This is a genomic window from Spongiivirga sp. MCCC 1A20706 (assembly GCF_046524175.1).
Lineage (GTDB): Bacteria > Bacteroidota > Bacteroidia > Flavobacteriales > Flavobacteriaceae > Spongiivirga.
The window spans coordinates 783487-809382 of the sequence record NZ_JBEFZF010000002.1; the positions used below are offsets into that span (position 1 = coordinate 783487).

Here is a 25896-nt window from a genome sequence, read left to right on the forward strand (position 1 = left end):
AAGCCATAAAAATCGTACATTTCGTTTATGCAAATAGGTATTCGGTACGGTTTAATACTACTATTTTTTGTCAGCTTTACTTTTTCTTGTGACTTAATTAAAGGTAAAGACAAAGCTACTAATGAAGCAGTCGAACAAGAGTTACAAGAAATTAACTGGAACACAGTTGATGAGTTGCCCTCTTTTCCAAAATGCGCAGACTTAACCGGAATTGCTGCAAAAACGTGCTTTGAAAATGTGCTTACCCAAAATATGCACAAAAAGTTAAGCTCGGCTGCATTCGAAGTTTCAAAAGCAATTAACGATACTGTTTTTATTGATTTAATTATCGATTCTCAGGGTAAGGTTACATTAGAAAAAGTGGATCAATCAGCTTTGGTGTTATCTCAATTACCGCAATTGGATAGTCTTGTTTTAAATGCCGTTAATGATTTACCCAAAGCGCTGCCTGCACACAAACGGGGTATTCCGGTAAGCACTAAATATGTACTTCCGGTACATATAAAAATTGAATAAGTGTTGTTTTAAATTCATTCTTCACTATTGGGATATCTAAAATCTTATTTACTTAGTTTTGTTTAAAATAAAATCTGTTGGATAAAGAACGCATCATTTTAGGTATTGACCCTGGGACAACGATTATGGGCTTCGGACTTATTAGAGTGGTCAATAAAAAAATGCATTTCATTCAGCTAAATGAGCTTCATCTTTCAAAATACAGCGATCATTATTTAAAACTAAAACTCATTTTTGAACGCACCATTGAGCTGATCGACACTTACAATCCTGATGAAATAGCCATTGAAGCACCTTTTTTTGGTAAGAACGTACAGTCCATGTTAAAGTTAGGACGTGCGCAGGGAGTGGCAATGGCAGCCGGACTTTCAAGAGAAATTCCTATTACAGAATACCTTCCTAAAAAAATTAAAATGGCAATTACCGGTAATGGTAATGCCAGCAAAGAACAGGTAGCTAAAATGCTTCAAAGTATGTTAGGGATTAAAACACTGCCTAAAAACTTAGATGCAACTGATGGTCTTGCCGCAGCCGTATGCCATTTTTATAATAGTGGAAGGGTTAATGTAGGAAAAACCTATACCGGTTGGGAAGCGTTTGTAAAACAAAATGAAAAGAGAGTGAAAAAGTAGGTTTGCAGCCTCAAGTTTCAACTAGCAATCTACAGTCAATCTTATGCTACGTACTTAATATAACGAGTACATTTAATGGTGAAAACTCTGCATAACTTCCTTTTAAAAAACATGAAATAAATAGTACATTCGTTTTACATCAAAAACTAAGGTAATTGGCAACTAAAAGTAAGAAGGTAACTCCTTTAATGCAGCAATACAACACCATCAAGGCGAAATATCCTGATGCAATGTTGTTGTTTCGGGTGGGAGATTTTTATGAGACTTTTGGTGAGGATGCTGTGAAGGCTGCCAACATCTTGGGTATTGTTCTTACCAACCGAAATAACGGAGGCGAACGTACGGAATTAGCCGGGTTTCCGCATCACTCTTTAAATACGTATTTGCCAAAGTTGGTGAAGGCTGGTCAACGTGTAGCCATTTGTGACCAGCTAGAAGATCCGAAACAAACAAAGAAGATTGTAAAACGCGGTGTTACTGAATTAGTAACTCCTGGTGTAGCATTAAATGATGAGGTGCTGCAGGCCAAGAACAACAACTTTTTATGTGCAGTTCATTTTGGTAAAAAACAGATCGGAATTGCATTTCTGGATGTTTCCACAGGAGAGTTTTTAACAGCTCAGGGACAAGCAGAATATATCGATAAGCTATTGCAGAATTTTACGCCGAGTGAAGTGCTTGTTTCTAAAAAACAAAAACTGGATTTTAATGAAGTTTTTGGGAAGGACCATCATACTTTTTTTCTGGAAGACTGGGTATATCAAACGGACTATGCAAACGAAACTTTAAATACCCATTTCAATACAAAAACGCTTAAGGGCTTTGGTATTGATCACATATTAGAAGGGATTATAGCTTCTGGTGCTGCCTTGCATTATCTGTCAGAAACCCAACATAATAAACTGCAACATATTACTTCCATTAGCCGAATTGCTGAAGATGAATATGTATGGATGGACCGTTTCACTATTCGTAACTTGGAGTTGTATAATCCCAATGCGACCAATGCTGTTACATTGTTAAGTGTAATCGATAAAACCATCTCTGCAATGGGAGGGCGTCTATTAAAACGTTGGCTTGCGTTACCATTAAAGAATGCTCAAAAAATACGATCACGTCATGAAGTCGTTCAATATTTAAAGAATGAAAACGCGTTATTGTTAAAGTTTCAGCATCAAATAAAACAAATTGGTGATATCGAAAGACTTATTTCGAAGGTGGCAACGACTAAAGTGAGTCCCCGAGAAGTAATTCAACTTAAAAACAGTTTAGAAGCGATTGTTCCAATCAAGCAATTAGCTGCTAATGCAGAAAATCAATCATTAAAGATTATTGGAGAAAAAATTCAAGCCTGCGATTCACTTCGATCAAAAATCAAAGAAACTTTAAGTGAAGATGCACCAGTTAGTATTTTAAAAGGAAGTACGATCGCCGACGGTTTTTCAAATGAACTTGACGAGCTTCGCGGATTGGCATTCTCAGGAAAAGATTATTTGGATAAAATGCTAGCTCGTGAGAGCGAAGCCACAGGGATACCATCACTCAAAATTGCATCGAATAACGTTTTTGGATACTATATTGAAGTCCGGAATACACATAAAGACAAAGTACCCGAAGGGTGGATCAGGAAGCAAACTTTGGTGAATGCTGAACGTTATATTACCGAAGAGTTAAAAGAATATGAAGCAAAGATTCTAGGCGCAGAAGAGAAAATACTGGTTCTTGAACAACAGTATTTTAACGAGCTTGTTAACTGGATGCACGAGTTTATTCAGCCGGTACAACAAAATGCCGCTTTGATCGGTCAACTAGATTGTTTGTGTGGTTTTGCACAACTGGCGGTAGAAAGTAATTATATATATCCTACTATTGATGAGTCGTTTGAGTTAGACATTAAAAATGGTCGTCATCCTGTTATTGAAAAACAGCTTCCGCCTGGTGAGGCTTATATCGCAAATGATGTTTTTCTAGATAGGGAAACGCAACAAATCATTATGATTACCGGGCCTAATATGTCGGGTAAATCTGCGATTTTAAGACAAACAGCGTTGATCGTTCTGCTTGCTCAAATCGGAAGTTTTGTTCCTGCTGATAGTGTTAAAATGGGATTGGTAGATAAGATTTTTACGCGAGTAGGTGCTAGCGATAATATTTCGATGGGCGAATCGACCTTCATGGTTGAAATGAACGAAACTGCGAGCATTTTAAATAATATTTCTGAACGCAGCCTTGTGTTATTAGATGAAATAGGGAGAGGTACCAGCACCTATGATGGTATTTCGATCGCTTGGGCAATAAGCGAATATTTGCATGAGCATCCTGCCAAAGCAAAGACCTTGTTTGCCACACATTATCATGAACTTAATGAGATGAAAGATTCGTTCGGTCGGATAAAGAACTATAACGTATCGGTTAAAGAGTTAAAAGATAATGTACTGTTTTTACGAAAACTCGTTGCCGGTGGTAGCGAACACAGCTTTGGTATTCATGTAGCTAAAATGGCAGGAATGCCACAACAAGTGCTAAACCGTGCGAACAAGATTCTCAAAAAATTAGAAAAATCACATTCCTCTGAAGAATTAACCGATAAGGTGAAGAAGCTTTCTGATAATGAAATGCAACTAAGCTTTTTCCAATTAGATGATCCGCTGCTAGAAGAAATAAAAGACGAGATATTGACTACCGATATCGATACACTTACTCCGGTAGAAGCATTGATGAAATTAAATGAGATTAAAAGAATGTTGGTAAAAAAGAAAAAGGCTTAATTCTTTATTTATTAAACGCTGTTTTTAATCAAAGCGCACCCCAACCACGTCAATAATTAGAGTGCATATCATTAGCAGAACACCCATTACACTACTATTTATTTGAAGATTGTTTTTTAGTTGCCTTTATGCCAAATTTGATGAAAACCCCATTATTTGCGAGTTGACGACCTATTGATTTTTCCATTTTAAGTCTCAATATTCCTGTTCACACTTATTTTTTATGTAAGCGCGAGGATGCTTAGTTCATTTGTGTCATTGAAATTTTAAAACAAAATAAAAGATACATTAAAATGAAAAAAAATCTATTTAAAGCCATTGCTTTATCGCTATTAATCGCATCGTGTTCAGATGATGACACGGTTATCGATAACGGACCGGATCCAGTTGACCCACCTCAAGGGCAAGCTTCTGTTGTTCTTAATGAAGTTCAATATCTAGGGGATAACGTTGAAATTTTTAATAATGGAGAAATTGCTGTTGATCTAAGTGATTATTGGTTGTGTTTAGGACCTAATCAATACGCTCAAATCGGAGACCTAACTACCACAGGAAATGTAAATCTTGGTGTTGGAGAATATTTAAATATCTCGTATGAAATGCCAGAGGCTGAAGGCGGACTTGGTTTGTATTCGACAAATGCATTTACCAATGCTGATGCCATGGTCGATTTCGTACAATGGGGTGCTTCGGGAGCTGCTCGTGAAAATGTTGCTGTTGACGCTAACTTATGGACCGCTGGAGAGTTTGTGCCGGTAATGGGCAATGAAAACTACAGTATTGTTTTTGATGGTGAAGGGAACGGCGCTTCTAACTGGGCAGAAACTACCACGGTTACCTTAGGGGCTGAGAACGTATTAACAGTACCTATGGAAATGAGAAGATCAATCGTACTTAACGAGGTGCAGTTTGGTAACCGTAACCTTATTGAAATTTACAATAATGGTGATGTCGCTGCTGATTTAAGTTCTTACTGGCTATGCCTGGGACCAGGCCAATATGTACAACTTGGTAATGCTACCATAGAAAGCGGTGATATAAATCTAGCTGCTGGAGAATTCTTAGTGGTAAATTATGATGAATTAGGAGATGATCAAGGCGGACTTGGTTTATATTCTAACAATCAGTTTACAAATGCTGAATCTATAATGGACTTCGTGCAATGGGGAGCTTCAGGAAGTGCTCGTGAAAATATAGCCGTGGAGGCTGGTATTTGGACTTCTGGAGACTTTGTACCTGTTGTAAATGTAACCAGTAGTATTGAGTATGATGGAGAAGGTGATGCTGCATCTGATTGGGCAGAAGAAACAAAGCCCTCGTTTGGTTCAGCGAATGATGTGGAAACTCCTACAACAACCTTTAGCATTACCATAACCAATGCGGCTGAGGTGTTTAATGTACATGCATTTAATATGAGAAATCGCACTGGTGAGACTCCAACTCCAGGTCCGTTAAATATGGATAATGATTCATATCAGATTAGTTTTCAGGCAGTACCTGGCACTAAATTTACTCCTGTTACCATGATGGGTAATAGTAATGACTGGTTTTTAGCACCAGATGATTTAGCTGGTATAGACTTATGGGAAAATGGTGCTGCTTTGAACGGTGTTGACATCGCGAATAAGTTGGTGCTTTATGATCTAGGTACTGAAGCTGATAATGACCCTTCTACATTCCCTCCTGCCGGGGCTAATGTTGGTCCGGAAGATCCAAATAACTTGGTAAGATTGGTTGATAGAAATGGAATGAGAGGTAGTGATTACTTAACAGCAATTCTTGATTATGCGGCTGGCGACGGACAATCAGCAGGAACATTTACTTTGACTATTACAGCTATTAACACCGCTAACTTTGTAGTGACTCCGGGTATTGTGGTGTTACATGCTAATAATGAACCATTGTTCACTATAGGGCAACCAGATAGAGGATATGGTCTTGAGGCAATTGCTGAAGATGGGAACCCAATGCCTTTATACAACTACTTTACAGAGGTAGGCACGAACGGTTCTCCCTTGCGTTTGGCTTCAACAAGAACTGTTTTCTCTCCAGGGTTAGTATATGCATTTAACGGCGAAAGTGATCCTTTTGTATTGCAAGGTCAAGTGAATCCTACTGGTAACGGTTTAGAAGAACTTGCTGAAGATGGTAATAACGCAATCGGTTATGAGTATTTAGGAGGTAAAGGATTTCCAGTTGCAAAAAGTAATGAAACAATGCCGGTTGGCCCTGGTCAAAGTTTAACATTTACTATAGAAGTACCACAAAACCAAGGATACCGTTTCGGTTTTGCCACTATGTTTGTGGATACTAACGATTGGTTCATCGCTTATAACAATGCAGGTTATCCATTATTTGATGAAAATGGTACTCCAGTATCCGGATTTGGAGCTAGTGAGAAATCGTATCTGTATGACTCAGGAACTGAGATTGATCAGCCAACAGGTTTTGGAGCTGATCAAGCACCGAGACAAACCGGACCTAATGCAGGAGCTATTGATCCTAATAATCTAGTAAGAAGAGTCGCTGGTCTTAATGATGTGCAGTTTGGTAAAGGGCAATACAACAACCCTCCAGGTGTTGTTTATGTTGAAGATCCTAGAGGTGGTTACAACGTAATTAAAATCGAAATTAATCCCCAGTAATTTGTTGCGGATAGATCTTTAAAGATCGGTTTTTCATGAATGAACCGGTAGCTATATAGCTGCCGGTTTGTTATTTTATATGATTTTGAGAAGGAAAATCACTTATAAATGAGACCGGATATTTCTTTCACCTATGCTATACTAAAGGATGTGGACAAGCACATTCTAGAGATTAAAACGGTACAGCTTTTTATTTCTCTCTTGTGTGAAAAAGATAAACGAAGTTAAAACCTACATGCAAATCGCCATCCTTTAAAACAAAAGGTTGTAAAGACTTTGCTATAAACTTATCTTCTACGAGATTGCGAGCGTTAGTAACATTAAATTGAAGTAAGACGTCGGCTATTTCCCAATTGGCACCAAATGAAAATGGTGAATAGGTTTGTGGGGAATCTATTCGATTAAATATTTCATAGTATTCTGCGGTTAAAGAAAAGTGCTTTGCGATGCGGTATCGTCCTCCAAAGCCTAAACTAAATCTTGAGCTTTGCGGTGTTTCAGGTAAAAAAGAATCCGCAGCCCGATTGGTAAAAGTAGGCATTAACTGTAAAGAGAAGTTACGAGATAACTTTCTCGCAATAAGCACTTGAGAAGTCAAGCCGATTCTTTCATCAAAATCTAGCGGTCTAGTAATTCCGGGATTTTTTTGTCTGTGGGCAATACTTTGAAGTAGTGTAATGCTGAAAGGACTTCCTTTCTCCATTTTTTGCTTAAGTATGCTATACTTAAAAAAAGCATCAAATGAGTCATAACCGGTACCGTAACCAACACCAATGGTGAATTTGTCGGTAAAAGCATAGGAAGCTTCTAAACGAACATTTATTTTATCTACATCAAAACTAAGCTGATCAGAAGGAATATTCCAAAACCTGTTTTGTAAACTAACTTCTAATACGCCCTGCTCCCGTGTTTCGACTGAGTGACTAAGATTAATTCTAGACCCGAAAAAAGTACCAAACACTTCATCTTTAAACGGTTCTTTGTCCTGCTCCTTACTGAGGCTTTCAAGTAAGTTTTGACTAGATACGGATGCTCCAATCAACAGTCCAAAAACACTAAAAAGAATCTTATTGTTCATAAGGTTCGTATTGAAAATTAAACGTTACTTGAATGGTCTTAGCAATATTAGGAGCAAGCAATTTTGGAACACGAATTTTGTAATCATCTATGTTGACCTCAAGTTCCCCGGTAATCTGGTAATCTCCGTTTTTCTGATTTATATCAGCTTTGAACTCCATAGGAGTTGTAATTCCCTTTAGTGTAAAATCTCCTTTTATAATTTTTGTTTGAGGGTCGGTCAGATTCGAATTAAAACCTTCGATAAAACCAGTAAACGTAGCTTTTGGGTATAAGTCTGATTCAATATAACTTTCGTTGAAATGCTGTCGCATCAATTTTTTCTTAAATATGAATGCACGCATTAGAATACTCACCGCAATTTCGCCGGTATTCGGATTAAATTGACTAAGCACTTGGTTATTTGTAGCCTCGATGTTTTCAACCGCTGTATAAGAGAAAAAAGTGATTTGCCCTTGTCGTTCAATAAATGTTTCATCAGCTTGAAACGACAAAGAAACAAATAGGGTCGTTACCCAGAATAAAACTTTGTTCATATACTTTTATCTATGATAATACATTGTAACAGAATCGCATCTTTCAAGTATCCTTTTAAAATACCTTTTACTGTAACTATAGTACCTTTTTTTAGATTTTTTATCGCTTCGCTCTGATCATTTTTCAGTTCGCAAATTATTAATTTATCCTTGTATCCTCCTTCTAGAATTAGCGAAAACTTGTCATGCTTAAAAGTAACTTCTTTTAAAACTCCCTCAACTTCAATTGCCTTTTCAACTAAACTTGATTCCATGAATTGCCTTTCCTTGGTTCGAAGCAATGCTTCCGAGCTTATTCTTCGCTCCGTTTTTATAGCTCGAATATCTTGTTCACCTACAAAAAGATTTCTCAAATGTAGCACAATCATTGTGATCATGATAACACCTACTAGAATGAAAATTAAACTTTTTATATGCTTTTTGTGAATCATTGTATTGCTAATTCATTCTTATGATAATAAGAATGTGCTCAAAAGTAACTATAAGCCGATTATGATATTGGCTTTTGGTAAAAGGTAGGTTCAAAATGGAAAAACAAGGATTAAAACGGAAACATGATAGGTAATGAGTAAAAGTTCGACTAGTAGATGAACTACTTCTGGTTTTGAATGTTATGAGCAACTATAAGTTATATACTAAAATAGCCTTAGGGTATGTTTTACTATTTGTCATCATTACTTCGGTAACAGTTCCCATTCTTAAAAAACAAGGAGTTCTTCTAATCCTTGAGAACGAAATCGCTTCTGCAAAGCAAGAATCCAAACAAATTGCTAACCTAGCAGGGAATGTGTTGGTATCTAAGGATGACAAAGAAGTAGTGATTTCAGGCATTCAAGAGGGAATAGATAAAAGTAATACCGAGACCGTTTTTTTAACAGTTTTTGATTGGTCCGGAAAGATAATTTGCCACCCTAACGATATAGAGAGAGGAAAGAAAGACGACGAGCAGATTAGCGCATTAAACCAAACTATGTATGAGTCAATGACATCTGAAGAAGTCTATGACCGTATTCAAGTTGCGACTGAAGAATCAACGATTGTGTATTTAAGTCCTATTCCTAATTCGGATTTGATTATTGCGGCAAATCTAAATGCCTCGGTAATACAGGAAAAAGGAAAGTTATTTTTAAAAGAACTTCTTTTAATGTACTTCATTATAGGACTAATTCTGTTTTTATTTTTATTGGTAGCAGTTCGATTTGTAAGTGGTCATTATGAGATAAAGTTAGAAGAGAAAACATTACAATTGCAAGATGGTGTGCTTAACCTTTCTAAGCTTAATGATTCGTTAGAAAAATATCAAAATCGAATTGAAACTATTCAGGAGGCAGCTAGTGTAAATGGCCAGAAAAACGAAGTTGAAAACGCTGAAACAGAATCTTCTAAAACAAGATTACTGACATATGTTCGTAACGAGCTTGTATCAGTCGCAACTACTGATATTGCCTATATTTATGTTGAAAGTACCATCACCTATGTGGTCAGGCGTGATGGTAAAAAAGCTACTACAAATGAAAGTTTAGATCAGATTTATTCCTACCTCGATCCAAAACTATTCTTCAGAGCGAATAGACAGTTCATTGTGTCAATTCAAGCGATAAATCGTATCGTTAAGTTTGGCAATAGCGCATTAAAAATTGAAACGCAGCCGGAGACAGATCAAGAAGTTGTTATTGGAAAAAACAAGGCCGCTAACTTTAAGCAGTGGCTTGATCTATAGTCTTTTTAACAGTAACGATAATCGACTTACTAATAGGTGTATTGCTTTTAACTGCGAAATGATTATAAGGCACAAGCACATTAGTTTCAGGAAAATAAGCCGCTAAATTTCCTTTAGGTATATCATAAGGGATCACCAAAAAGTTAACTGCTTCACGCTCAGTGTTATCATAATTACTTTTTAGATTGATCACATCTAGTTTTTGCAATCCGCGAGCATGCATATCTTCGGTATTCATAAAAACAACTCGGCGCTCGTTTTTGATTCCTCGATATCGATCATCCAAACCATAAATGGTCGTATTAAATTGATCGTGAGAACGAATAGTCATTAAGATAAATTCATCTTCAGATATCTGCTGCTCTGGCAAATTACATACACTAAACTGTGCTTTGCCGTTTGGTAGTTTGCTGAAATCAAGTTGGCGAACATTATTGGGCAAATAAAAACCACTGCCTTCAGATTCTTTTTGTAGCCCTTTAAACGCTGTGACTACCGATTCGATCTTCTCCCGAATTAAGTCATAATCCATACCCATAGTTTTCCAATCAACAGGATGTTTACCTTTAAAATAGGCATCGGCAATAGCTCCCACAATTTCGGGTTCACTTTTTAATTGGTCAGAAGCTGGGTGCAAAAGTCCTTTGGATCGATGTACTTTACCCATGCTATTTTCAACCGTAAAGTAACGTTGCTTTCCATTTTTTATATCTTTTTCAGACCGACCTAAAGTAGGCAAGATAAGGGCTGTTTTTCCAGTAATTAGATGGCTTCTGTTTAGTTTAGTACTTATTTGAACAGTAAGGGAGCAGTTTTGTAGTGCTTGAGCCGCATAATTTGTGTCAGAAACGGCCGATATAAAATTCCCGCCCAAGGCTATAAAAACGCTAGCCTTTTTATCATGCATCGCTTGTATGCAATGAACAGTATCTAAACCTTCTTTTGTAGGAGGGTCAAAATTCAAGCTGTCCTTTATGGCACTATTCAGTTGTGGAGAAACATGATGCATAATACCAACACTACGATCACCTTGTACGTTGCTATGTCCCCGAACCGGACAGGTACCCGCTCCAGGTTTTCCCAAGCTTCCTTTTAGAAGAAGGAGGTTGACGCATTCTTTTATATTTTCTACTCCATTTTTATGCTGTGTAAGTCCCATTGCCCAGCAGATAATAATCTTGTTTTTCTTAGCCAAAAGATCAACTGTTTTATCAATTTCAGATTCAGGAACCCCACATAGTGCTAACAGCTGTTCGGTTGTGTACTGATCAAGATCTTGTAATAGATGCTGGTAACCAGCAGTATAGGTTGCAATAAACTCATGATCGAAAACATTCTTATCATCTTTGTCAAGTGCGGCAAGTTTTTTAATAATTAATTTTAAAAGCGATACATCTTGATTTATTTTCACCTGAAGGTGAATGTCAGTTAGCTGAGTGCCTGCACCAACAAAACCGCCAACTTCTTGAGGGTTTTTAAAGCGAATTAAGCCGGCTTCCGCAAGTGGATTGATACTGACGATATGCCCGCCGTTTCTTTTACATTTTTCTAATGCCGTAAGCATTCTTGGGTGGTTAGTCCCTGGGTTTTGTCCCATTACAATAATGACCTCGGCTTGATCAAAATCTTCAAGTTTTACTGAGCCTTTTCCAATACCCAGCGTTTCACTTAGTGCCACACCACTAGACTCATGGCACATATTGGAGCAATCGGGCATGTTGTTGGTCCCAAATGCCCGTACAAACAAACCGTATAAAAAAGCAGCCTCATTACTGGACCTGCCTGAGGTGTAAAATATGGCTTCATCCGGATTATTTAGTTGATGTAGCTCGTCTGCTATTAATTTAAAGGAGTCTTCCCAAGAAATAGGTTCGTAGTAAATTGTCCCTTCTTTTAGAATCATTGGTTCGGTAAGTCTTCCCGATTTACCAATTTCATATTCTGACCAAAGTGAAAGTTCTTCTACGGAGTATTTTGCAAGAAAGGCGGCATCAACTTTTTTTGTGGTAGCTTCTTCAGCCAATGCCTTAGCACCATTTTCACAGTACTCGGCAACCTTTGATGGTTTAACTGGATCTGGCCACGCACAGCCCGGGCAATCGAAACCATCTTTTTGATTCATTTTTGCCAACGCGCTTATCGATCTACCAATACCCATTTCTTTAAAAGTATGTTTAAGAGCGACGGTAACTCCAGTTAAGCCTGCAGCATATTTGCTCGCTTTGCTAAGCGAAATTCCAGTAAAACTTGTGGATCCTGTGACGGATACATTTCGGTTTTTGATCATTGGAAAAAGTTACGGAAAAAAGTTTACTATTTTTCATTTTAAAAAGCGGTTTTGGAAGGTGTTAAAATTCATTATTAAGGACTGGTAGTCATAGTTTTAACAATTAGTTGAAGTAGGGTTTTTAGGTTGGTAATTGTCTTATAAATAACCGATCTCTTTGATTATGAAAGCTTTACTTTGTTATTCAGTACTTCTTTTTACCGGTGTATATTCGTTAGCACAAACATCGGTTAAGAAGCAAAACGATATTGTTTTAAAGGTAAATGATGAAATGTCAAAAACTGGTGATCGTTGTTTCATCAAACAAAATGATCTGGTAATGATGTCTAAAGTCCATTTAGAAATTGAAGGTCTAGATCGCTCGACCTATCAAAACGTGATCATTTTGGCATCGATTAATCAAATTCAATCAGGCATTGGTATATTGCATAATGAAGGATTTTTTAAAGCGAATGAGCAAACATTATCACATGTGTATTTTAAAACAAGTATTCAATTTGGTGAAGAATCAAAACACTTTCATTTTAAATTTCCAATCGCTGAACTAGTTAAAATTGACAACTACAACAACCCCAATGTGCTTTTCGACCATATCATTGCACATAATAATATGCTTAGTACTGAGAAAATGAAAAAACAATCAGTATAGTATAGAAACAAAAAAGCCGAATCATTTGATTCGGCTTTTCTTGTACTGAAGGCGGGACTTGAACCCGCACGGACATTACTGTCCATTGGATTTTAAGTCCAACGTGTCTACCAATTCCACCACTTCAGCGTTTCTGAGTGTCTACCATCCCGATAGCTATCGGGACCACCACTTCAGCATCTTGGTGTATTTCAGAGCGAAAGACGGGATTTGAACCCGCGACCCTCACCTTGGCAAGGTGATGCTCTACCCCTGAGCTACTTTCGCAATTTACAATTTAAAAGTGCTATTACTTTCAAATGCGGGTGCAAATTTAAAACAATTACAGTAATACCAAAGTGTTTTTGATAAAAAAATATCGATTAAATAAAAGCCTTAAGAACCAACACATTGTTTTGCAACTGGCTAATTTTTACGTACGTTTACATCTTATTATAATCTTAATTTACACATTATGTCTTTTAAAGCAAAACTTAAAGTAAGTGGTAAGGAGTATAACATCCTTAATTGCAATTACGGATTACTTCAAGAAACTGATGCGACAGGTCGTCCTTCATCGGTTACAAGAGGTGGAATGATCACTATAGAGGTAGAGTCTACAGCAGATACCAGTCTTTCTGATTGGATGTTTAATAATTTCGAACTGAGAAGTGGAACCATTGTATTCTTGAAAAGAGATACCGAGGCAACAGCTAAAGAATTAAATTTTACAGACGCTTATGCTGTAAAGTATGTAGAAAATTTCGATTCAACGGGTAGAAATCCAATGACTGAAAAATTGACGATATCAGCAAGAGAAATTGGTATTGGGAATGGCTCTCATGTAAATGAGTGGGTTTAGCCATTCATTAAATTATATAACAAAAGGAATGTATTTTTTACATTCCTTTTTTTTGTTTTTACCGGGCTGAAATGAATTAAAATTTGGCAATTTCGAGATTGGAACTTTCTAACTTTCCTGTTATTTTTACGCTTTAATCAAACTATTATAAATAATGAATATTCCAGCTGATTTAAAATATACAAAGGATCACGAATGGGTAACGATAGATGGTGATGTGGCTACCGTTGGTATTACCGACTTTGCCCAAGGTGAACTAGGTGATATTGTATATGTAGAGGTAGATACTGTAGATGAAACCTTAGATAAAGATGAGGTGTTTGGTACCGTTGAAGCAGTAAAAACAGTTTCAGACCTTTTCTTACCACTAACAGGAGAGATCATTGAATTTAATGAAGCGCTAGAAGATGAGCCAGAAAAGGTAAATACTGACCCTTATGGTGATGGCTGGATGATTAAAATAAAAATTAGCGACCCGTCAGAGGTAGAACAACTATTAGACGCGGCAGGATACAAGGAGCTAGTTGGGGCGTAAAGCGGCATACTGGATCCTTGCATTAGGGTGGACTACTTTAATAACCTATTTAAGTCTTACCTCATTTAGTGAATTAGAATATGTAGATGGTATTGATTTCATCGATATACCACATTCAGATAAGATAGGTCATTTTGTTTTTTACTTTGGATGTACTACGGTATGGTTTTTGTTGCTATTTAGAGGGATAAGATTATCTGATTTAGCTAAAAAAATAGTGTTCTTGGCGGCTGCCGGTTCCTTTTTTTATGGTGTTATTATTGAGGTTTTGCAGGCAACGGTGACCACAACAAGATCGGGTGATTGGAAAGACGCAGTAGCGAATACGCTGGGTATTTTGGTAGCTAGTTTACTGATATCGAGGTCAAAGCTTAGTCGTATACGTTAAAAAGAATAAATAGTTATTCTTTTTTTAAAGTAAATAGTTATTTTAGCAAACAGCAAAATTTTTATAAATGGAACCGAAAAAGAATCCAAAAGCAGATTTAAACAAGGATATAGGGCTTTATTTTGCCATTGGTCTTTGTTTGGCCTTACTATTAATTTATATAGGCATCGAACACAAGACCTATGATCCTGATGAGGCATTTGTTGGTATGATGAATGTGGATGAAGAATTAGAGGAAGAAATTCCGATTACCGAGCAGCTTCAAACGCAACCACCACCACCGCCACCAGCGGCACCTGAAGTTATCGAGGTTGTTGAGGATGAAGAAGAAGTTGAAGAAACTGTAGTTGATGATACCGAAAGTGATCAGGATGAAGTAGTAGAAGATGTAGAAGACGTTGAGGTGGAAGAGGAGTTCGAAGACGTTGACGTTCCGTTTGCGGTTATCGAAGATGTACCTGTTTTTCCTGGTTGTGAAGGTGTGCCAAAGAGCCAGCGTAGAGCATGTTTCCAAGAAAAAATGCAAAAGCATATTAAAAAGAATTTCCGGTATCCTGAGATCGCACAAGAAATGGGCGTGCAGGGTAGAGTATATGTGAACTTTGTAATCCAGAAGGATGGAAGTATTGGCAATATACGTATGAGAAGTCCGGATAAAAACTTAGGTAAAGAAGCACAACGTATTATTAACAAGCTTCCTAAAATGACACCAGGTAAACAAAGAGGGCGTCCGGTTCGCGTACCTTTTAGTATTCCTATTACCTTTAAGTTACAATAGAAAACATAAAAAATCTCGCTGATGTAGCGGGATTTTTTATTTGACATCTATTTGTAAATTACTCAAGATACTTATAACATATTGAGCTCTAATAGGAAGTATATTTCCTGGTTTTTAAGTTCGATGATTTATGTGAAACCCTGACGAATTTCGTCAGGGTTTTTTGGTATGCTTATTGTGTTCTTTTCATAATATTAACATTAACACTTTTATTATGAATTCCAAAAAGAATGCAGAAAAGCATGATGGCCGTCATGTGTCTGCAAAGAAGTACACCAAGCATGATGCCAATTTACAAAAAAACAATGGCCTTATTTTTGCCATTAGTATGGTATTAACATTGCTCGCAGTTTATTTCGTCATTGAAGTAGAAGTGCCTGAGAAACAAGTAGCCTATGTAGAACCTGAGGTTCTTTATGAGGAGGTCACTTATACCATAAATAATTTTAGGGTAGAAGAAGAGCAAAAAATTGAAGAAGTAGTAAAGAAGGAGAAAAAGGTTGTTAAGAATATTGAGAAGATTCTTGTCGATGAGAATGATGACTCCGGTAAGGAAACTGATATTGTTACAGAACCTGATCCAAGTACTGAAAAATTCGATCCTAATGCAGTGACTGTTATTCCAGAACCCGATCCTGACTTTATTATTCCCGCAAGTACGGTCGAGCAAGTTCCCATGTTCGAAGAATGTTTAGAAGTACCAAAAACTGAGCAAAGGAAGTGTTTTGAAGAAGGAATGATGAATCATGTGAAAAAGACATTTCGTTACCCCGATGTGGCAATCGACCTGGGATTAAATGGTAGAGTATATACCACTTTTACCATTGATAAAAGCGGAAATATAAAGGATGTAAAGTTAAGAGGGCCACATAAGATTTTGGAAAAAGAAGCGGCTAGGATAATTAGTAAGCTGCCAAAAATGATTCCTGGAAAACAAGGTATTCATAATGTGAATGTATCCTTTAGTTTACCAATCACTTTTAAATTGCAATGATCTCAAACTGCCATTTGTAGTTAGATAGGCAGAAAGCAAAATTGACCATTGATGTCAGGTTGAGCGCAGTCGAAACCTTTTCGCAATCGGAAACTAGCAATTATTGATTGCGCTCAAGTTGACTTCAGAAAAGTGCTTTTTTTAAAAGAATTTATTTCTTGGTTAAACTCGTGTATAAAGTGGCACGCATTCGTTCTGAATTTATAAATCCGCTACCATATCCCTGATCATCATATGTTTTGGTAATTGAAGTGTCTTTTATGAAGTCTTCTTTACTTAATCCCCTCGCAATTTTAGCTTTTGCATTCGCTGTGATTTCTTCCAACATTTTAATATAAGCTTCTAGTGATGTTTTACTAGCGATGGGGCCATGTCCGGGAATGATTTTTGTATCCTCATTAATGATGATCAATGCTTTTTTGTTAGCACTAATATATCCTTCGATACTTCCGCCAGCGTTTAGATCAATATATGGATAACGGCCATTAAAGTGGGTGTCTCCCATATGCAGTACATTGCTTCCTGTTAAATATACAATGGCATCACCGTCGGTATGAGCATTATGTACATGAAAAACAATAATGTCTTCATCATTAAAATGAAAAGTGACATCTTCCTTAAAAGTAATTACTGGTAAAGCAGATTTTATTACTTCGCGAGGGCTACCATCTCTATTTTTGGTGTTATTTGCCATTCGCTTTCTAACATTTTCATGAGCAACGATGACAGCACCTTGCTTTGCGATATTTTCGTTTCCGCCGGTATGGTCACCATGATGGTGGGTGTTTTGCAAAAATCTAATTGGTTTATCACTTAGTTTTCGAATTGCCTCTAGAATTTTGGGAGTGATGTTAGCAAACTGATCATCAATCATAAATACACCATCTTCTCCAGTTTGAATTCCAATATTCCCGCCACGTCCGAAAAGTACATAAGTGTTATCTGATAATTTTTCGGTTGTTATTATTACTTCCTTTTGTTGTGCATTCAATATCGAAAAAGAAAGTGCTAGCGCTAAAAATGAGATAAGAAATTTCATTTAATTTTAGTTTGGTTTTTATTGTTTTGTAAAAGATAGGGGTAATTAGTGAAACCTTACAGTTTTCATTAATTTACTCGGATATAATTGGCAGGATGTTATTACTTTTTATTTCTAGCATTCACATTGCGTAAAACAACATGGTATTGTATCTTTGCAGCCAATTTGCCTTGAAGTAAGAAAAACGACGAATGTCTCATATTAAGTCCGCATTGGAAACCGCAGAAAAATCATTCTCGCTAGCGCTTTTTTTTGAAGATTTTAAGCAAATCACGAAGGTGAGGCTATCACTGAGTGTGGTGTTTTCATCAGTGGCTGGATATCTGCTAGGTGCTCCAAATGTTGATGCTGTTGTAGTGGTATTGCTAACCATTGGGGGATATTTTATGGTAGGTGCTAGTAATGCTTTTAATCAGGTTATCGAAAAAGATCTTGATGCGTTAATGGATCGCACTAAAAACAGGCCGGTTCCCGCTGGCAGGATGTCGGTTTCCGCAGCACTATTTATTGCAATAAGTTTTACAATATTAGGCCTTACCACGCTGTATATTATTAACCCGAAAACGGCAATGTTTGGTGCAGTGTCTATCTTTTTATATACAAGTATTTATACACCATTAAAAACCAAGACACCACTTTCAGTTTTTGTCGGGGCCATTCCAGGGGCTATACCTTTTATGTTAGGTTGGGTTGCTGCTACAAATGATTTTGGTATTGAACCCGGAACCTTGTTTATGATTCAGTTTTTTTGGCAGTTTCCTCACTTTTGGGCGCTGGCTTGGATGTTAGACGAGGATTATAAAAAAGGAGGATTTATAATGCTTCCAACGGGTAAAAAAGATAAAGCCACTGCGCTACAAATTATCATGTATACTATTTGGTTGATTGTTGCATCGGTTTTTCCTGTTCTAGGATTAACTGGGTCGCTACATTTATCAATAGTTGCCGCAATTGTAATCGCAGGATTAGGGTTTTATATGTTGTATTGGGCGATTAAGTTATACCGTAAAATGGATAACAAGACAGCCCGCAGCCTAATGTTGGCAAGTGTGTTATACATTACACTTATACAAATAGTGTATGTAGTAGATAAATTTATACAAGCTTAAATGGATTTAACACAAGGAACATTTGAAGAGAAGAAGCGCCGTTCAAAAAAGATGATGCTGTACTTCGCGATGGGCAGTATGTTTATGGCGTTCGCTGGCTTGATAAGTGCGTATATCGTAAGTAGTTCAAGACCAGATTGGATAACAGATTTTGTGCTACCGTCTGCTTTTGTCACAAATTTAGTTACCGCCGTCGCAAGTAGTGTAACTTTTATAATGGCGAGGAAGTTTGTTGCAAAAGGTGAGAATGGTAAGGCGTCAATAATGCTATTGATCACTTTAATACTAGGTATCAGCTTCGTTGTATTACAATTTACCGGATTCGGACAAATTATTGATGAAGGCTATTGGTTTACCGGCGCGCAAAGTAGTACTAAGATTTCATTTTTATATATTATCGTAGCATTTCACTTGGCGCATGTATTTTCGGGATTAATTGCGCTAGTGGTTGTGAATATTCAACATTTGAGAAAAAAATACAACCCAACGAATCTGTTGGGCGTAGAATTAGGAGAACAATTTTGGCATTTTTTAGGCTTTACATGGCTGTGTCTATTTCTGTTTTTTTATTTCTTAAAATAATTTTAAAAAACGTAAATTTGAACCTTTATTTAAACAGCTAAAAAGTTTATGGATTCTACGGCGATAACAACCGGTACTGAAGGAAAAACATGGGGAGGCGGAAATCAGCCTTTTAAAGCGAGTTACGGTAAAATGATGATGTGGTTTTTTATCATGTCAGATGCGCTAACATTCTCAGGTTTTCTTGCAGCATACGGTTTCTCAAGATTTAAGTTTATTGAGTCATGGCCAATTGCAGACGAGGTATTTACACACATTCCTTTTTATCATGGTGACCCACAACCAATGATATATGTGGCGTTTATGACCTTTATTTTGATTATGTCTTCTGTAACAATGGTATTAGCAGTAGATGCTGGTCACAAAATGCAGCAAAATAAGGTTGCATGGTATATGTTTCTGACCATTATTGGAGGGGCAATTTTCGTAGGTTCTCAAGCTTGGGAATGGGCTACTTTTATTAAAGGCGATTTTGGTGCTGTTGAAACTAGAGGAGGTCAGATATTACAATTTGTAGATGCCGATGGTAAACGAGTTGCTTTAGCTGATTTTACCACTGCTTCGGAAACGGAACGTGTATCACACGAGCGTAAAAATGGACTTTGGTTTAGAGATGAAGGTACACTTCCGACATATACAATGGAAGATGTGAAAGCTGGTTTTCTAGCGAATAACGATGTATTAATACGCACACAAGTCATTAATGAAGAAGGTGAAAAAACGGTTTTATCAAGAGCTGAATCAGTAAAGAAAATTGAGGAAGGCGTTATGACCGTTGAAGGCGCAAATTTGATTCACAACGAATACGGATCGAGACTTTTTGCGGACTTCTTTTTCTTTATAACAGGATTCCACGGTTTCCACGTATTTTCAGGAGTATTAATCAACCTGATCATATTTTTCAACGTAATTATCGGGACTTATGAAAAACGAGGTCACTATGAAATGGTTGAAAAAGTGGGGTTATACTGGCACTTTGTAGATTTAGTTTGGGTATTTGTATTTACATTCTTCTACCTAGTTTAATTATTTGAATAAAAAGAAATTCCTTTTACAAAAATGGGACACGAACATAAATTAGCAATCTTTCAAGGAACGTTAAAGTTTAAAAACAACGTTCAGAAAATTTGGGGAGTACTTGTTTTCCTAACAATTGTAACCGCTATTGAGGTGGTACTTGGTATCTACAAACCCTCGTTTTTAGTTGAGACAAAAATTATCGGAATGAAACTCCTTAATTGGATATTCATCATCTTAACCTTGGTGAAAGCATATTACATCGCTTGGGATTTTATGCACCTCCGCGATGAGACGAAATGGCTGCGCCGGGCAATCGTGTGGACTTGCGTATTCTTAATTATATATTTAATTACTATTTTGTTGGTTGAAGGTGATTACATTTATAATATTTATAAAAATGGATATACCAGCTTGGATTTTTAATCCAATCATAACATTATTGAAAAGCAGCTTTTAAGCTGCTTTTTTTGTGTCTAGTTTTAGGGTGTCAACTTGCCCAATGAACATACGAGCCGTATTTTTGCAATAAAATAAACGCATGCAGTTTAAAAAGTACTTCGTACTAGGATCTTTGTTTGTATTACCACTGGTGGTATATCTTTTCTTTTTATCCGGAGTGAATAATTTTTATAAGCTGCCCGTGCTTACTCCAACAGTAAATGAAATATCTGCTTTTAATGGTCTTGACAATCAAAAAGTAGGACTAGAACAGCACATAACGATTCTTGGATTTTTGGGTGAAGATGCATTTGAAAAACGCGGATTGGCATTCAATTTAAATGAGAAAATTTATAAGCCTTTTTATCAGTTTAAAGATTTTCAGTTCGTTATGGTTGTGCCGAAAGGAACTGAAGCAGGAGTGCAAAAAATTCTGGTGGAACTTGGACAATACGGTGATATTTCTAGATGGAATTTTGTGTTTGGAGATGCTACTGATATTCAATCGCTATTCAACAGCTTAAAGACAGATCAGATACTTGATAATACATTGGCTTGTAGCAAAATGTTTATTGTTGACAAGGACCGAAATCTTCGAGGTCGTGATGATGATAAGGATGTTGGAATATTATATGGATACAACCCAAATTCAATTGAGGAGTTAGGTGACAAAATGAAGGATGATGTAAAAGTGGTGTTAGCTGAATATCGTCTTGCATTAAAAAAGAATACCGCCAACAGGAAAAAGTGACTTTATGAAAGGTAAATATTCATACATTGGTGTAGCATTAATTATGTTGATTTTCGGGATTATTTTTATCCCAAAAATTGTCAGCCGAATTCAAAATGATGATGTTGTTCGTAATGATCGTATGAGTGCATCTGCAGAAGTGCAGGCAAATCGTGGTGAGCTGTCATATGTTGAAGTCGACGGCGTGCCTAAAAAAGTGCCTGAGTTTGCATTTATAAATCAAGACAGTTTATACATCACCAATGAAGACTTTAAAGGGAAGGTGTTTTTAGTTGAGTTTTTCTTTACAAGGTGCCCTTCAATTTGCCCGATCATGAATCAGAATTTAGTAAGTATTCAAAATGAATTTAAAGGCAATGATAATTTAGGGTTTGCTTCGTTTACCATTGACCCAGAACACGATACGTCCTTAGTTTTAAAAAAGTATGCCGAGAAATACGGAATTACCAACCCTAATTGGCATTTAATGACAGGAGATAAAAATCGTATTTATGAGCTTTCAAATACCGGTTTTAACATTTTTGCAAAAGAAAACCCTAATGTAGCGGGTGGTTTTGAACATTCTGGTTTTTTTGCCTTGATCGATAAAAAGGGCTTCCTTCGCTCTCGAAAGGACAAGTATGCGAATCCAATTGTATATTATCGTGGTACAGTAACGGAAGAGCAAGGAGAATATAATGGTGAAAAAGAACAGATTTCAATTTTAAAGGAGGACATTAAAAAGTTACTAAAGGAGTAGTTATGAGTGTGGAGGTTAACTTAGAAAAAGAAAGGAAATACAACAAGTGGATCATTCTACTATCAATTGTAATTCCTGCAGTGGTTGTAGTGTTGTTTAATGTTAAAATACCTAATGTTGCTCCTTTAAGTTTCTTGCCGCCAATTTACGCTACCATTAATGGGATAACGGCAGTGTTATTGGTGTGGGCTGTGCTGGCAATTAAAAAAGGAAATAGAAAGCTACATGAAAATATCATGAAAACGGCTATTGGTTGTTCGGTAGCTTTTTTAGCAATGTACGTAGCATATCATATGACATCTGAATCTACCAAATATGGTGGTGAAGGAGTGATACGATATATTTACTTCTTTATCCTTCTTACGCATATCGCATTGTCAATTGGGGTTATTCCTTTTGTGTTAATCACCTATGTACGTGCCATTGCTGGTAACTATGAACGTCATAAAAAGATAGCAAAAATCACATTCCCTATTTGGTTATATGTTGCAGTAACTGGAGTAATAGTTTATTTAATGATTTCTCCTTATTATTAATAAGTTTTATAAGACGCTATACGTAGATAATGAAAAAGAGTCTATATTTTTTTGTGATAATGGTGTTTTTATTGCAAAGTTGTTATACCTACAAAGATGCGCCATTTGAAAGCCTTGAAGTAAACAAAAACTATATTGTCCAGATAAAAGATGGTAAAGAAATAAGAGTGAAATTTAGAGAGGTAGGCCTGGATACATTGGTTATGAAAACCAATAACAAGTATGTGAAAATTCCCACAAACCGTATCAAGTCTATTAAAAGGCAAAAGGTTTCAGCATTAAAAGTAATAGGAGGTGTGACAGCCGCTGTTGGTGGAATGATCTTGTTTATCGATAATACTAAAGAACCCCCTATCATTCCTCAATAAATTTTATTAGTAGTGGCTCGTTTTAAATACTTGTTTAGTAATGAATGTAAAATCTAGATTGATATTATTTTTTATATTGTTATTTAGTACATATGCTTCTGGTCAATGTGCTATGTGTCGCGCAGCTTTGGAATCTACTGGTGATAATGGTATGGCCGAAGGGATTAATAATGGTATTGTCTTCTTGATGGCGATACCTTATATTTTGGTAGTAGTCATTGGATATGTCATTTATCGAATGGTGAAAAAGACTAAAAATGAGCCGGCTTAACACCTTGTTTATGCAGAGCGCCAAATTATTTTAAAAAAAAGTCATTTTTTCTGTAACATTATAATTGGTTAGTAGTCTATTAAGCGTGGCCTCATCATCCACATAGGTTTTTATACCCTTTAACTAATCAATCAAAAAACAGTACCAAATGTTCGATATCGATCGTTGGCAGGAGATATTTGATGCTATTCGCAAAAATAAACTCCGCACTTTTCTAACCGGTTTATCCGTAGCGTCGGGTATATTCATTCTTGTCATATTATTAGGTTTTGGCCAAGGTTTTCAAAACGGGATTCGTAACGAATTTGAAGCTGATGCAACCAGCCGTGTATGGGTTTGGACTAATCCAACTAGTAAGGAGTTCAAAGGCTTAAATCCTGGGCGATCTATCTGGCTTAAGAATGAGAATATTGAATATGCTGACGAGGCGCTTACAGATTATCTAGAGACAAGTTCCGGAGTCTCACGTGTACGGGCAACAATAAACTACAAAAGTGAATCAGGTTCCTATGGTGTGCAAGGCATATCTCCGGATTATCAAGAAATTGAGAACTTGAGTATGACCATGGGGCGATTTATCAACCAGGCCGATATGGCGGCTAATAACAAAGTGGTTGTTATAAGTAATAAGGTGTATCGCGAACTACTTGATAAAAACGATGATCCGTTAAATGAATACCTCAAATTATCGCAATTTAATTTTAAAATTGTTGGGGTCTACATCGATAATGGTGGCGAACGAGAAGAAAACCGAGTATACATTCCAAGAACGACAGCTCAAACGGTTTTCAATGGCCAAAACAGGGTCAACAACATTGCATTTACATTAAAAGAAGATGCTGATTTTGATGCGGCTGTTGGCAGATCAAAAGAGTTTGTACAAGATTATGAAACTTATTTAAAACAGGTACACACGGTTGCGCCGGACGATGAAAGTGCCATTAATGTATATAGTGCATTAGAAGAAGCAAAACGCTATTATACTTTAGCAAGTAATATTGCGCTATTCTTTTGGTTTGTGGGTATTTGCACAATTATCGCAGGAGTAGTTGGTGTTAGCAATATTATGCTGATAGTAGTAAAGGAGCGGACAAGAGAAATTGGAATTCGAAAAGCATTGGGTGCGCAGCCATGGTCGGTTGTCGGAATGATCTTGCATGAATCTATTTTTGTTACAGCTATAGCTGGCTTTACAGGTCTGATTTTTAGTATGGGCTTATTCGAGTTGGTTGGCCCCCATATAGAAGTAGATTATATAGTCAATCCATCAGTTAATTTTAATACTGCATTGACAATGGTTTTGGTATTGATTTTTGCAGGTGCATTAGCAGGCTTTTTTCCAGCATGGAGAGCAGCAAGAATACAACCAATTGTAGCGCTAAGAGATGAATAATCAACAATCAAAAACAATAAAGTATGTTTAATCGTGATCGTTGGAAAGAAATAATAGAAACACTTACTTCTAACTGGTTTAGAACAGTACTAACCGCATTCGGCGTGTTTTGGGGGATTTTTATTCTAATTATTCTGTTGGCTGCTGGTAAGGGGTTCGAAAATGGAATTAATTTAGAGTTTGGTGATACCGCTACGAATACCATATTTATGTGGACTCGCACAGCTACAAAATCCTATATGGGAATGCCTAAGAATAGAAGATTTAACTACAAAATAAGTGATGTTGAAGATATTCGTGAAAGCGTGAAAGGAATTGATATTATTTCGCCCAGAAACCAAATAGGTGATTTTGAAGGAAATGATAATGTAGTACGTGGTCTTAAAACAGGGGCATTTGATGTGTACGGAGATTATCCTGATATCATCAAACAGGAGCCAATGAAAATTACTAGCGGCCGTTTCGTGAATTACAATGACATCAACGAAAAAAGAAAGGTAGCAGTCATTGGTGAAGGGGTGAGAAAAGTTTTATACGAAAAAGATGAAGAGGTATTAGGTTCTTATATTAAAATAAATGGAGTGAACTTTATGGTCGTCGGTACCTATAAGAAAGTGAATAGCGACGGAAACGAGGGTGCGCAAAAAGAGATTTATACTCCATTTACCTCATTTTCTCAAGCCTTTAATATGGGTCAGGCAGTAGGTTGGATGGCGATTACTGCCCAAGATGGGGTACCAATTACCGCTATTAAAGAAGATATTTTTAAGGTGGTACGAAAAAACCATAAGATTCATCCTGAAGATCAACGTGCAATAGGTCATTTCGATTTACATCGGGAATACGGACGCGTTGAAAGCCTTTTTGGTGGCATTCGGTTTATTGCATATTTCGTAGGAATTATGGTACTGTTGTCAGGGGTGATCGGTGTTAGTAACATTATGCTCATAGTAGTAAAAGAACGCACTAAAGAGATTGGCATACGTCGAGCTTTAGGAGCACCACCTTCTAATATTCGAGCTCAAATTTTAACAGAGTCGGTATTTTTAACGATTATTTCCGGAATGACAGGAATTATATTAGGGACATTATTTATTTATGCCATAAATAGTCTGCTTGATGCTAGTGGTCCAGTCGATATGTTTGCAAACCCTAGCGTTAATTTGGGGGTGGTTACCATAGCGTTAACCATACTCATTGTTGCAGGATTATTTGCAGGTTTTATTCCGGCTCAAAACGCAATTAAAATAAAACCTGTAGAAGCTTTAAGAACAGAGTAATCAT

The 25896-nt window shown here is 36.8% G+C and carries 27 protein-coding genes and 2 tRNA genes; 22 read left to right on the plus strand and 7 right to left on the minus strand.

The features are described 5' to 3' along the window. Positions 1–27: 27 nt before the first annotated feature. The 4 genes from ABN763_RS07655 to ABN763_RS07670 all read left to right on the plus strand — a co-directional run bounded on the left by ABN763_RS07655 (position 28) and on the right by ABN763_RS07670 (position 6561). A complete protein-coding gene (locus ABN763_RS07655) occupies positions 28–516 on the plus strand; it encodes a hypothetical protein (RefSeq protein ID WP_410484857.1) in 489 nt (162 codons plus the stop codon). A 77-nt stretch (positions 517–593) separates the two neighbouring features. After that, the gene (gene ruvC / locus ABN763_RS07660) at positions 594–1148 is read left to right on the plus strand and encodes a crossover junction endodeoxyribonuclease RuvC (protein ID WP_410484858.1); all 555 of its coding nucleotides are present in this window, start codon (positions 594–596) and stop codon (positions 1146–1148) included. Between the two features lie 155 nt (positions 1149–1303). Next, complete coding sequence (mutS, locus tag ABN763_RS07665; protein ID WP_410484859.1) at positions 1304–3916, plus strand: DNA mismatch repair protein MutS; 2613 nt, start codon at positions 1304–1306, stop codon at positions 3914–3916. Positions 3917–4209: 293 nt separating this feature from the next. Beyond that, positions 4210–6561, plus strand: a complete 2352-nt coding sequence (locus tag ABN763_RS07670; RefSeq protein ID WP_410484860.1) for a spondin domain-containing protein — start codon at positions 4210–4212, stop codon at positions 6559–6561. A 190-nt stretch (positions 6562–6751) separates the two neighbouring features. Here ABN763_RS07670 and ABN763_RS07675 read toward each other — a convergent pair whose 3' ends face one another. From ABN763_RS07675 to ABN763_RS07685, 3 genes are read right to left on the minus strand one after another with little or no spacing between them, the layout of a single operon-like run. Further along, on the minus strand, positions 6752–7639 hold the full coding sequence (locus tag ABN763_RS07675; RefSeq protein WP_410484861.1) for a DUF5777 family beta-barrel protein: 888 nt from the start codon (positions 7637–7639) through the stop codon (positions 6752–6754). Next, positions 7629–8174 carry a YceI family protein gene (locus tag ABN763_RS07680; protein WP_410484862.1) on the minus strand — a complete coding sequence of 182 codons (546 nt, stop codon included), beginning with the start codon at positions 8172–8174 and terminating at the stop codon, positions 7629–7631. The genes ABN763_RS07675 and ABN763_RS07680 overlap by 11 nt, the downstream gene beginning before the upstream one ends. After that, positions 8171–8605 (minus strand): OB-fold protein, encoded by a 435-nt coding sequence (locus tag ABN763_RS07685; RefSeq protein WP_410484863.1) that lies wholly within the window; start codon positions 8603–8605, stop codon positions 8171–8173. The genes ABN763_RS07680 and ABN763_RS07685 overlap by 4 nt, the downstream gene beginning before the upstream one ends. 182 nt (positions 8606–8787) lie before the next feature. On the opposite strand from ABN763_RS07685, the gene ABN763_RS07690 reads away from it, so the two are divergent. Then, the gene (locus tag ABN763_RS07690) at positions 8788–9894 is read left to right on the plus strand and encodes a LytR/AlgR family response regulator transcription factor (protein WP_410484864.1); all 1107 of its coding nucleotides are present in this window, start codon (positions 8788–8790) and stop codon (positions 9892–9894) included. On the opposite strand, the gene ABN763_RS07695 is transcribed toward ABN763_RS07690, so the two are convergent. Beyond that, positions 9872–12181 carry an FdhF/YdeP family oxidoreductase gene (locus tag ABN763_RS07695; protein ID WP_410484865.1) on the minus strand — a complete coding sequence of 770 codons (2310 nt, stop codon included), beginning with the start codon at positions 12179–12181 and terminating at the stop codon, positions 9872–9874. The two genes, ABN763_RS07690 and ABN763_RS07695, sit on opposite strands and share 23 nt — an antisense overlap. Before the next feature lie 163 nt (positions 12182–12344). Here ABN763_RS07695 and ABN763_RS07700 point away from each other — a divergent pair, with 163 nt between their 5' ends. Further along, positions 12345–12830, plus strand: coding sequence for a hypothetical protein (locus ABN763_RS07700; RefSeq protein ID WP_410484866.1), 486 nt, complete (start codon positions 12345–12347; stop codon positions 12828–12830). A 43-nt stretch (positions 12831–12873) separates the two neighbouring features. On the opposite strand, the gene ABN763_RS07705 is transcribed toward ABN763_RS07700, so the two are convergent. After that, positions 12874–12959 (minus strand) — tRNA-Leu (locus ABN763_RS07705). A 66-nt stretch (positions 12960–13025) separates the two neighbouring features. Continuing rightward, positions 13026–13097: transfer RNA gene (locus tag ABN763_RS07710), tRNA-Gly, on the minus strand. Positions 13098–13284: 187 nt separating this feature from the next. Between ABN763_RS07710 and tssD the strand changes: the two genes are divergently transcribed. The 5 genes from tssD to ABN763_RS07735 all read left to right on the plus strand — a co-directional run bounded on the left by tssD (position 13285) and on the right by ABN763_RS07735 (position 16366). Continuing rightward, positions 13285–13671 (plus strand): type VI secretion system tube protein TssD, encoded by a 387-nt coding sequence (gene tssD, locus ABN763_RS07715; protein WP_410484867.1) that lies wholly within the window; start codon positions 13285–13287, stop codon positions 13669–13671. A gap of 154 nt (positions 13672–13825) precedes the next feature. Next, positions 13826–14206: a glycine cleavage system protein GcvH gene (gcvH, locus tag ABN763_RS07720; protein WP_410484868.1), complete on the plus strand. Its 381-nt coding sequence runs from the start codon at positions 13826–13828 to the stop codon at positions 14204–14206. Next, positions 14196–14594: a VanZ family protein gene (locus tag ABN763_RS07725; protein ID WP_410484869.1), complete on the plus strand. Its 399-nt coding sequence runs from the start codon at positions 14196–14198 to the stop codon at positions 14592–14594. The genes gcvH and ABN763_RS07725 overlap by 11 nt, the downstream gene beginning before the upstream one ends. Positions 14595–14661: 67 nt before the next feature. Continuing rightward, positions 14662–15372, plus strand: coding sequence for an energy transducer TonB (locus tag ABN763_RS07730; protein ID WP_410484870.1), 711 nt, complete (start codon positions 14662–14664; stop codon positions 15370–15372). A gap of 214 nt (positions 15373–15586) precedes the next feature. Beyond that, complete coding sequence (locus ABN763_RS07735; protein WP_410484871.1) at positions 15587–16366, plus strand: energy transducer TonB; 780 nt, start codon at positions 15587–15589, stop codon at positions 16364–16366. A 151-nt stretch (positions 16367–16517) separates the two neighbouring features. Here the strand turns inward: ABN763_RS07735 and ABN763_RS07740 are convergent, their stop codons facing one another. Further along, positions 16518–17405: an MBL fold metallo-hydrolase gene (locus ABN763_RS07740; protein WP_410484872.1), complete on the minus strand. Its 888-nt coding sequence runs from the start codon at positions 17403–17405 to the stop codon at positions 16518–16520. Between the two features lie 200 nt (positions 17406–17605). Between ABN763_RS07740 and cyoE the strand changes: the two genes are divergently transcribed. From cyoE to ABN763_RS07795, 11 genes are all read left to right on the plus strand, one after another. Next, the gene (cyoE, locus tag ABN763_RS07745; protein WP_410484914.1) at positions 17606–18514 is read left to right on the plus strand and encodes a heme o synthase; all 909 of its coding nucleotides are present in this window, start codon (positions 17606–17608) and stop codon (positions 18512–18514) included. Next, the gene (locus ABN763_RS07750; protein ID WP_410484873.1) at positions 18515–19096 is read left to right on the plus strand and encodes a heme-copper oxidase subunit III; all 582 of its coding nucleotides are present in this window, start codon (positions 18515–18517) and stop codon (positions 19094–19096) included. 48 nt (positions 19097–19144) lie between these two features. Then, positions 19145–20122 carry a cytochrome c oxidase subunit 3 gene (locus ABN763_RS07755; protein WP_410484874.1) on the plus strand — a complete coding sequence of 326 codons (978 nt, stop codon included), beginning with the start codon at positions 19145–19147 and terminating at the stop codon, positions 20120–20122. Between the two features lie 33 nt (positions 20123–20155). Beyond that, positions 20156–20539: a cytochrome C oxidase subunit IV family protein gene (locus ABN763_RS07760; RefSeq protein ID WP_410484875.1), complete on the plus strand. Its 384-nt coding sequence runs from the start codon at positions 20156–20158 to the stop codon at positions 20537–20539. Between the two features lie 115 nt (positions 20540–20654). Continuing rightward, a complete protein-coding gene (locus tag ABN763_RS07765) occupies positions 20655–21305 on the plus strand; it encodes a hypothetical protein (RefSeq protein WP_410484876.1) in 651 nt (216 codons plus the stop codon). A 4-nt stretch (positions 21306–21309) separates the two neighbouring features. Beyond that, positions 21310–22044 (plus strand): SCO family protein, encoded by a 735-nt coding sequence (locus tag ABN763_RS07770; protein ID WP_410484877.1) that lies wholly within the window; start codon positions 21310–21312, stop codon positions 22042–22044. A 2-nt stretch (positions 22045–22046) separates the two neighbouring features. After that, positions 22047–22580, plus strand: coding sequence for a DUF420 domain-containing protein (locus tag ABN763_RS07775; protein ID WP_410484878.1), 534 nt, complete (start codon positions 22047–22049; stop codon positions 22578–22580). A gap of 29 nt (positions 22581–22609) precedes the next feature. After that, positions 22610–22948, plus strand: coding sequence for a hypothetical protein (locus tag ABN763_RS07780; protein WP_410484879.1), 339 nt, complete (start codon positions 22610–22612; stop codon positions 22946–22948). Positions 22949–22988: 40 nt separating this feature from the next. Beyond that, positions 22989–23219 carry a hypothetical protein gene (locus tag ABN763_RS07785; protein ID WP_410484880.1) on the plus strand — a complete coding sequence of 77 codons (231 nt, stop codon included), beginning with the start codon at positions 22989–22991 and terminating at the stop codon, positions 23217–23219. A gap of 148 nt (positions 23220–23367) precedes the next feature. Then, the gene (locus ABN763_RS07790; RefSeq protein WP_410484881.1) at positions 23368–24612 is read left to right on the plus strand and encodes an ABC transporter permease; all 1245 of its coding nucleotides are present in this window, start codon (positions 23368–23370) and stop codon (positions 24610–24612) included. 23 nt (positions 24613–24635) lie between these two features. Further along, positions 24636–25892, plus strand: a complete 1257-nt coding sequence (locus tag ABN763_RS07795; protein WP_410484882.1) for an ABC transporter permease — start codon at positions 24636–24638, stop codon at positions 25890–25892. The last annotated feature ends 4 nt before the right edge of the window (positions 25893–25896 follow it).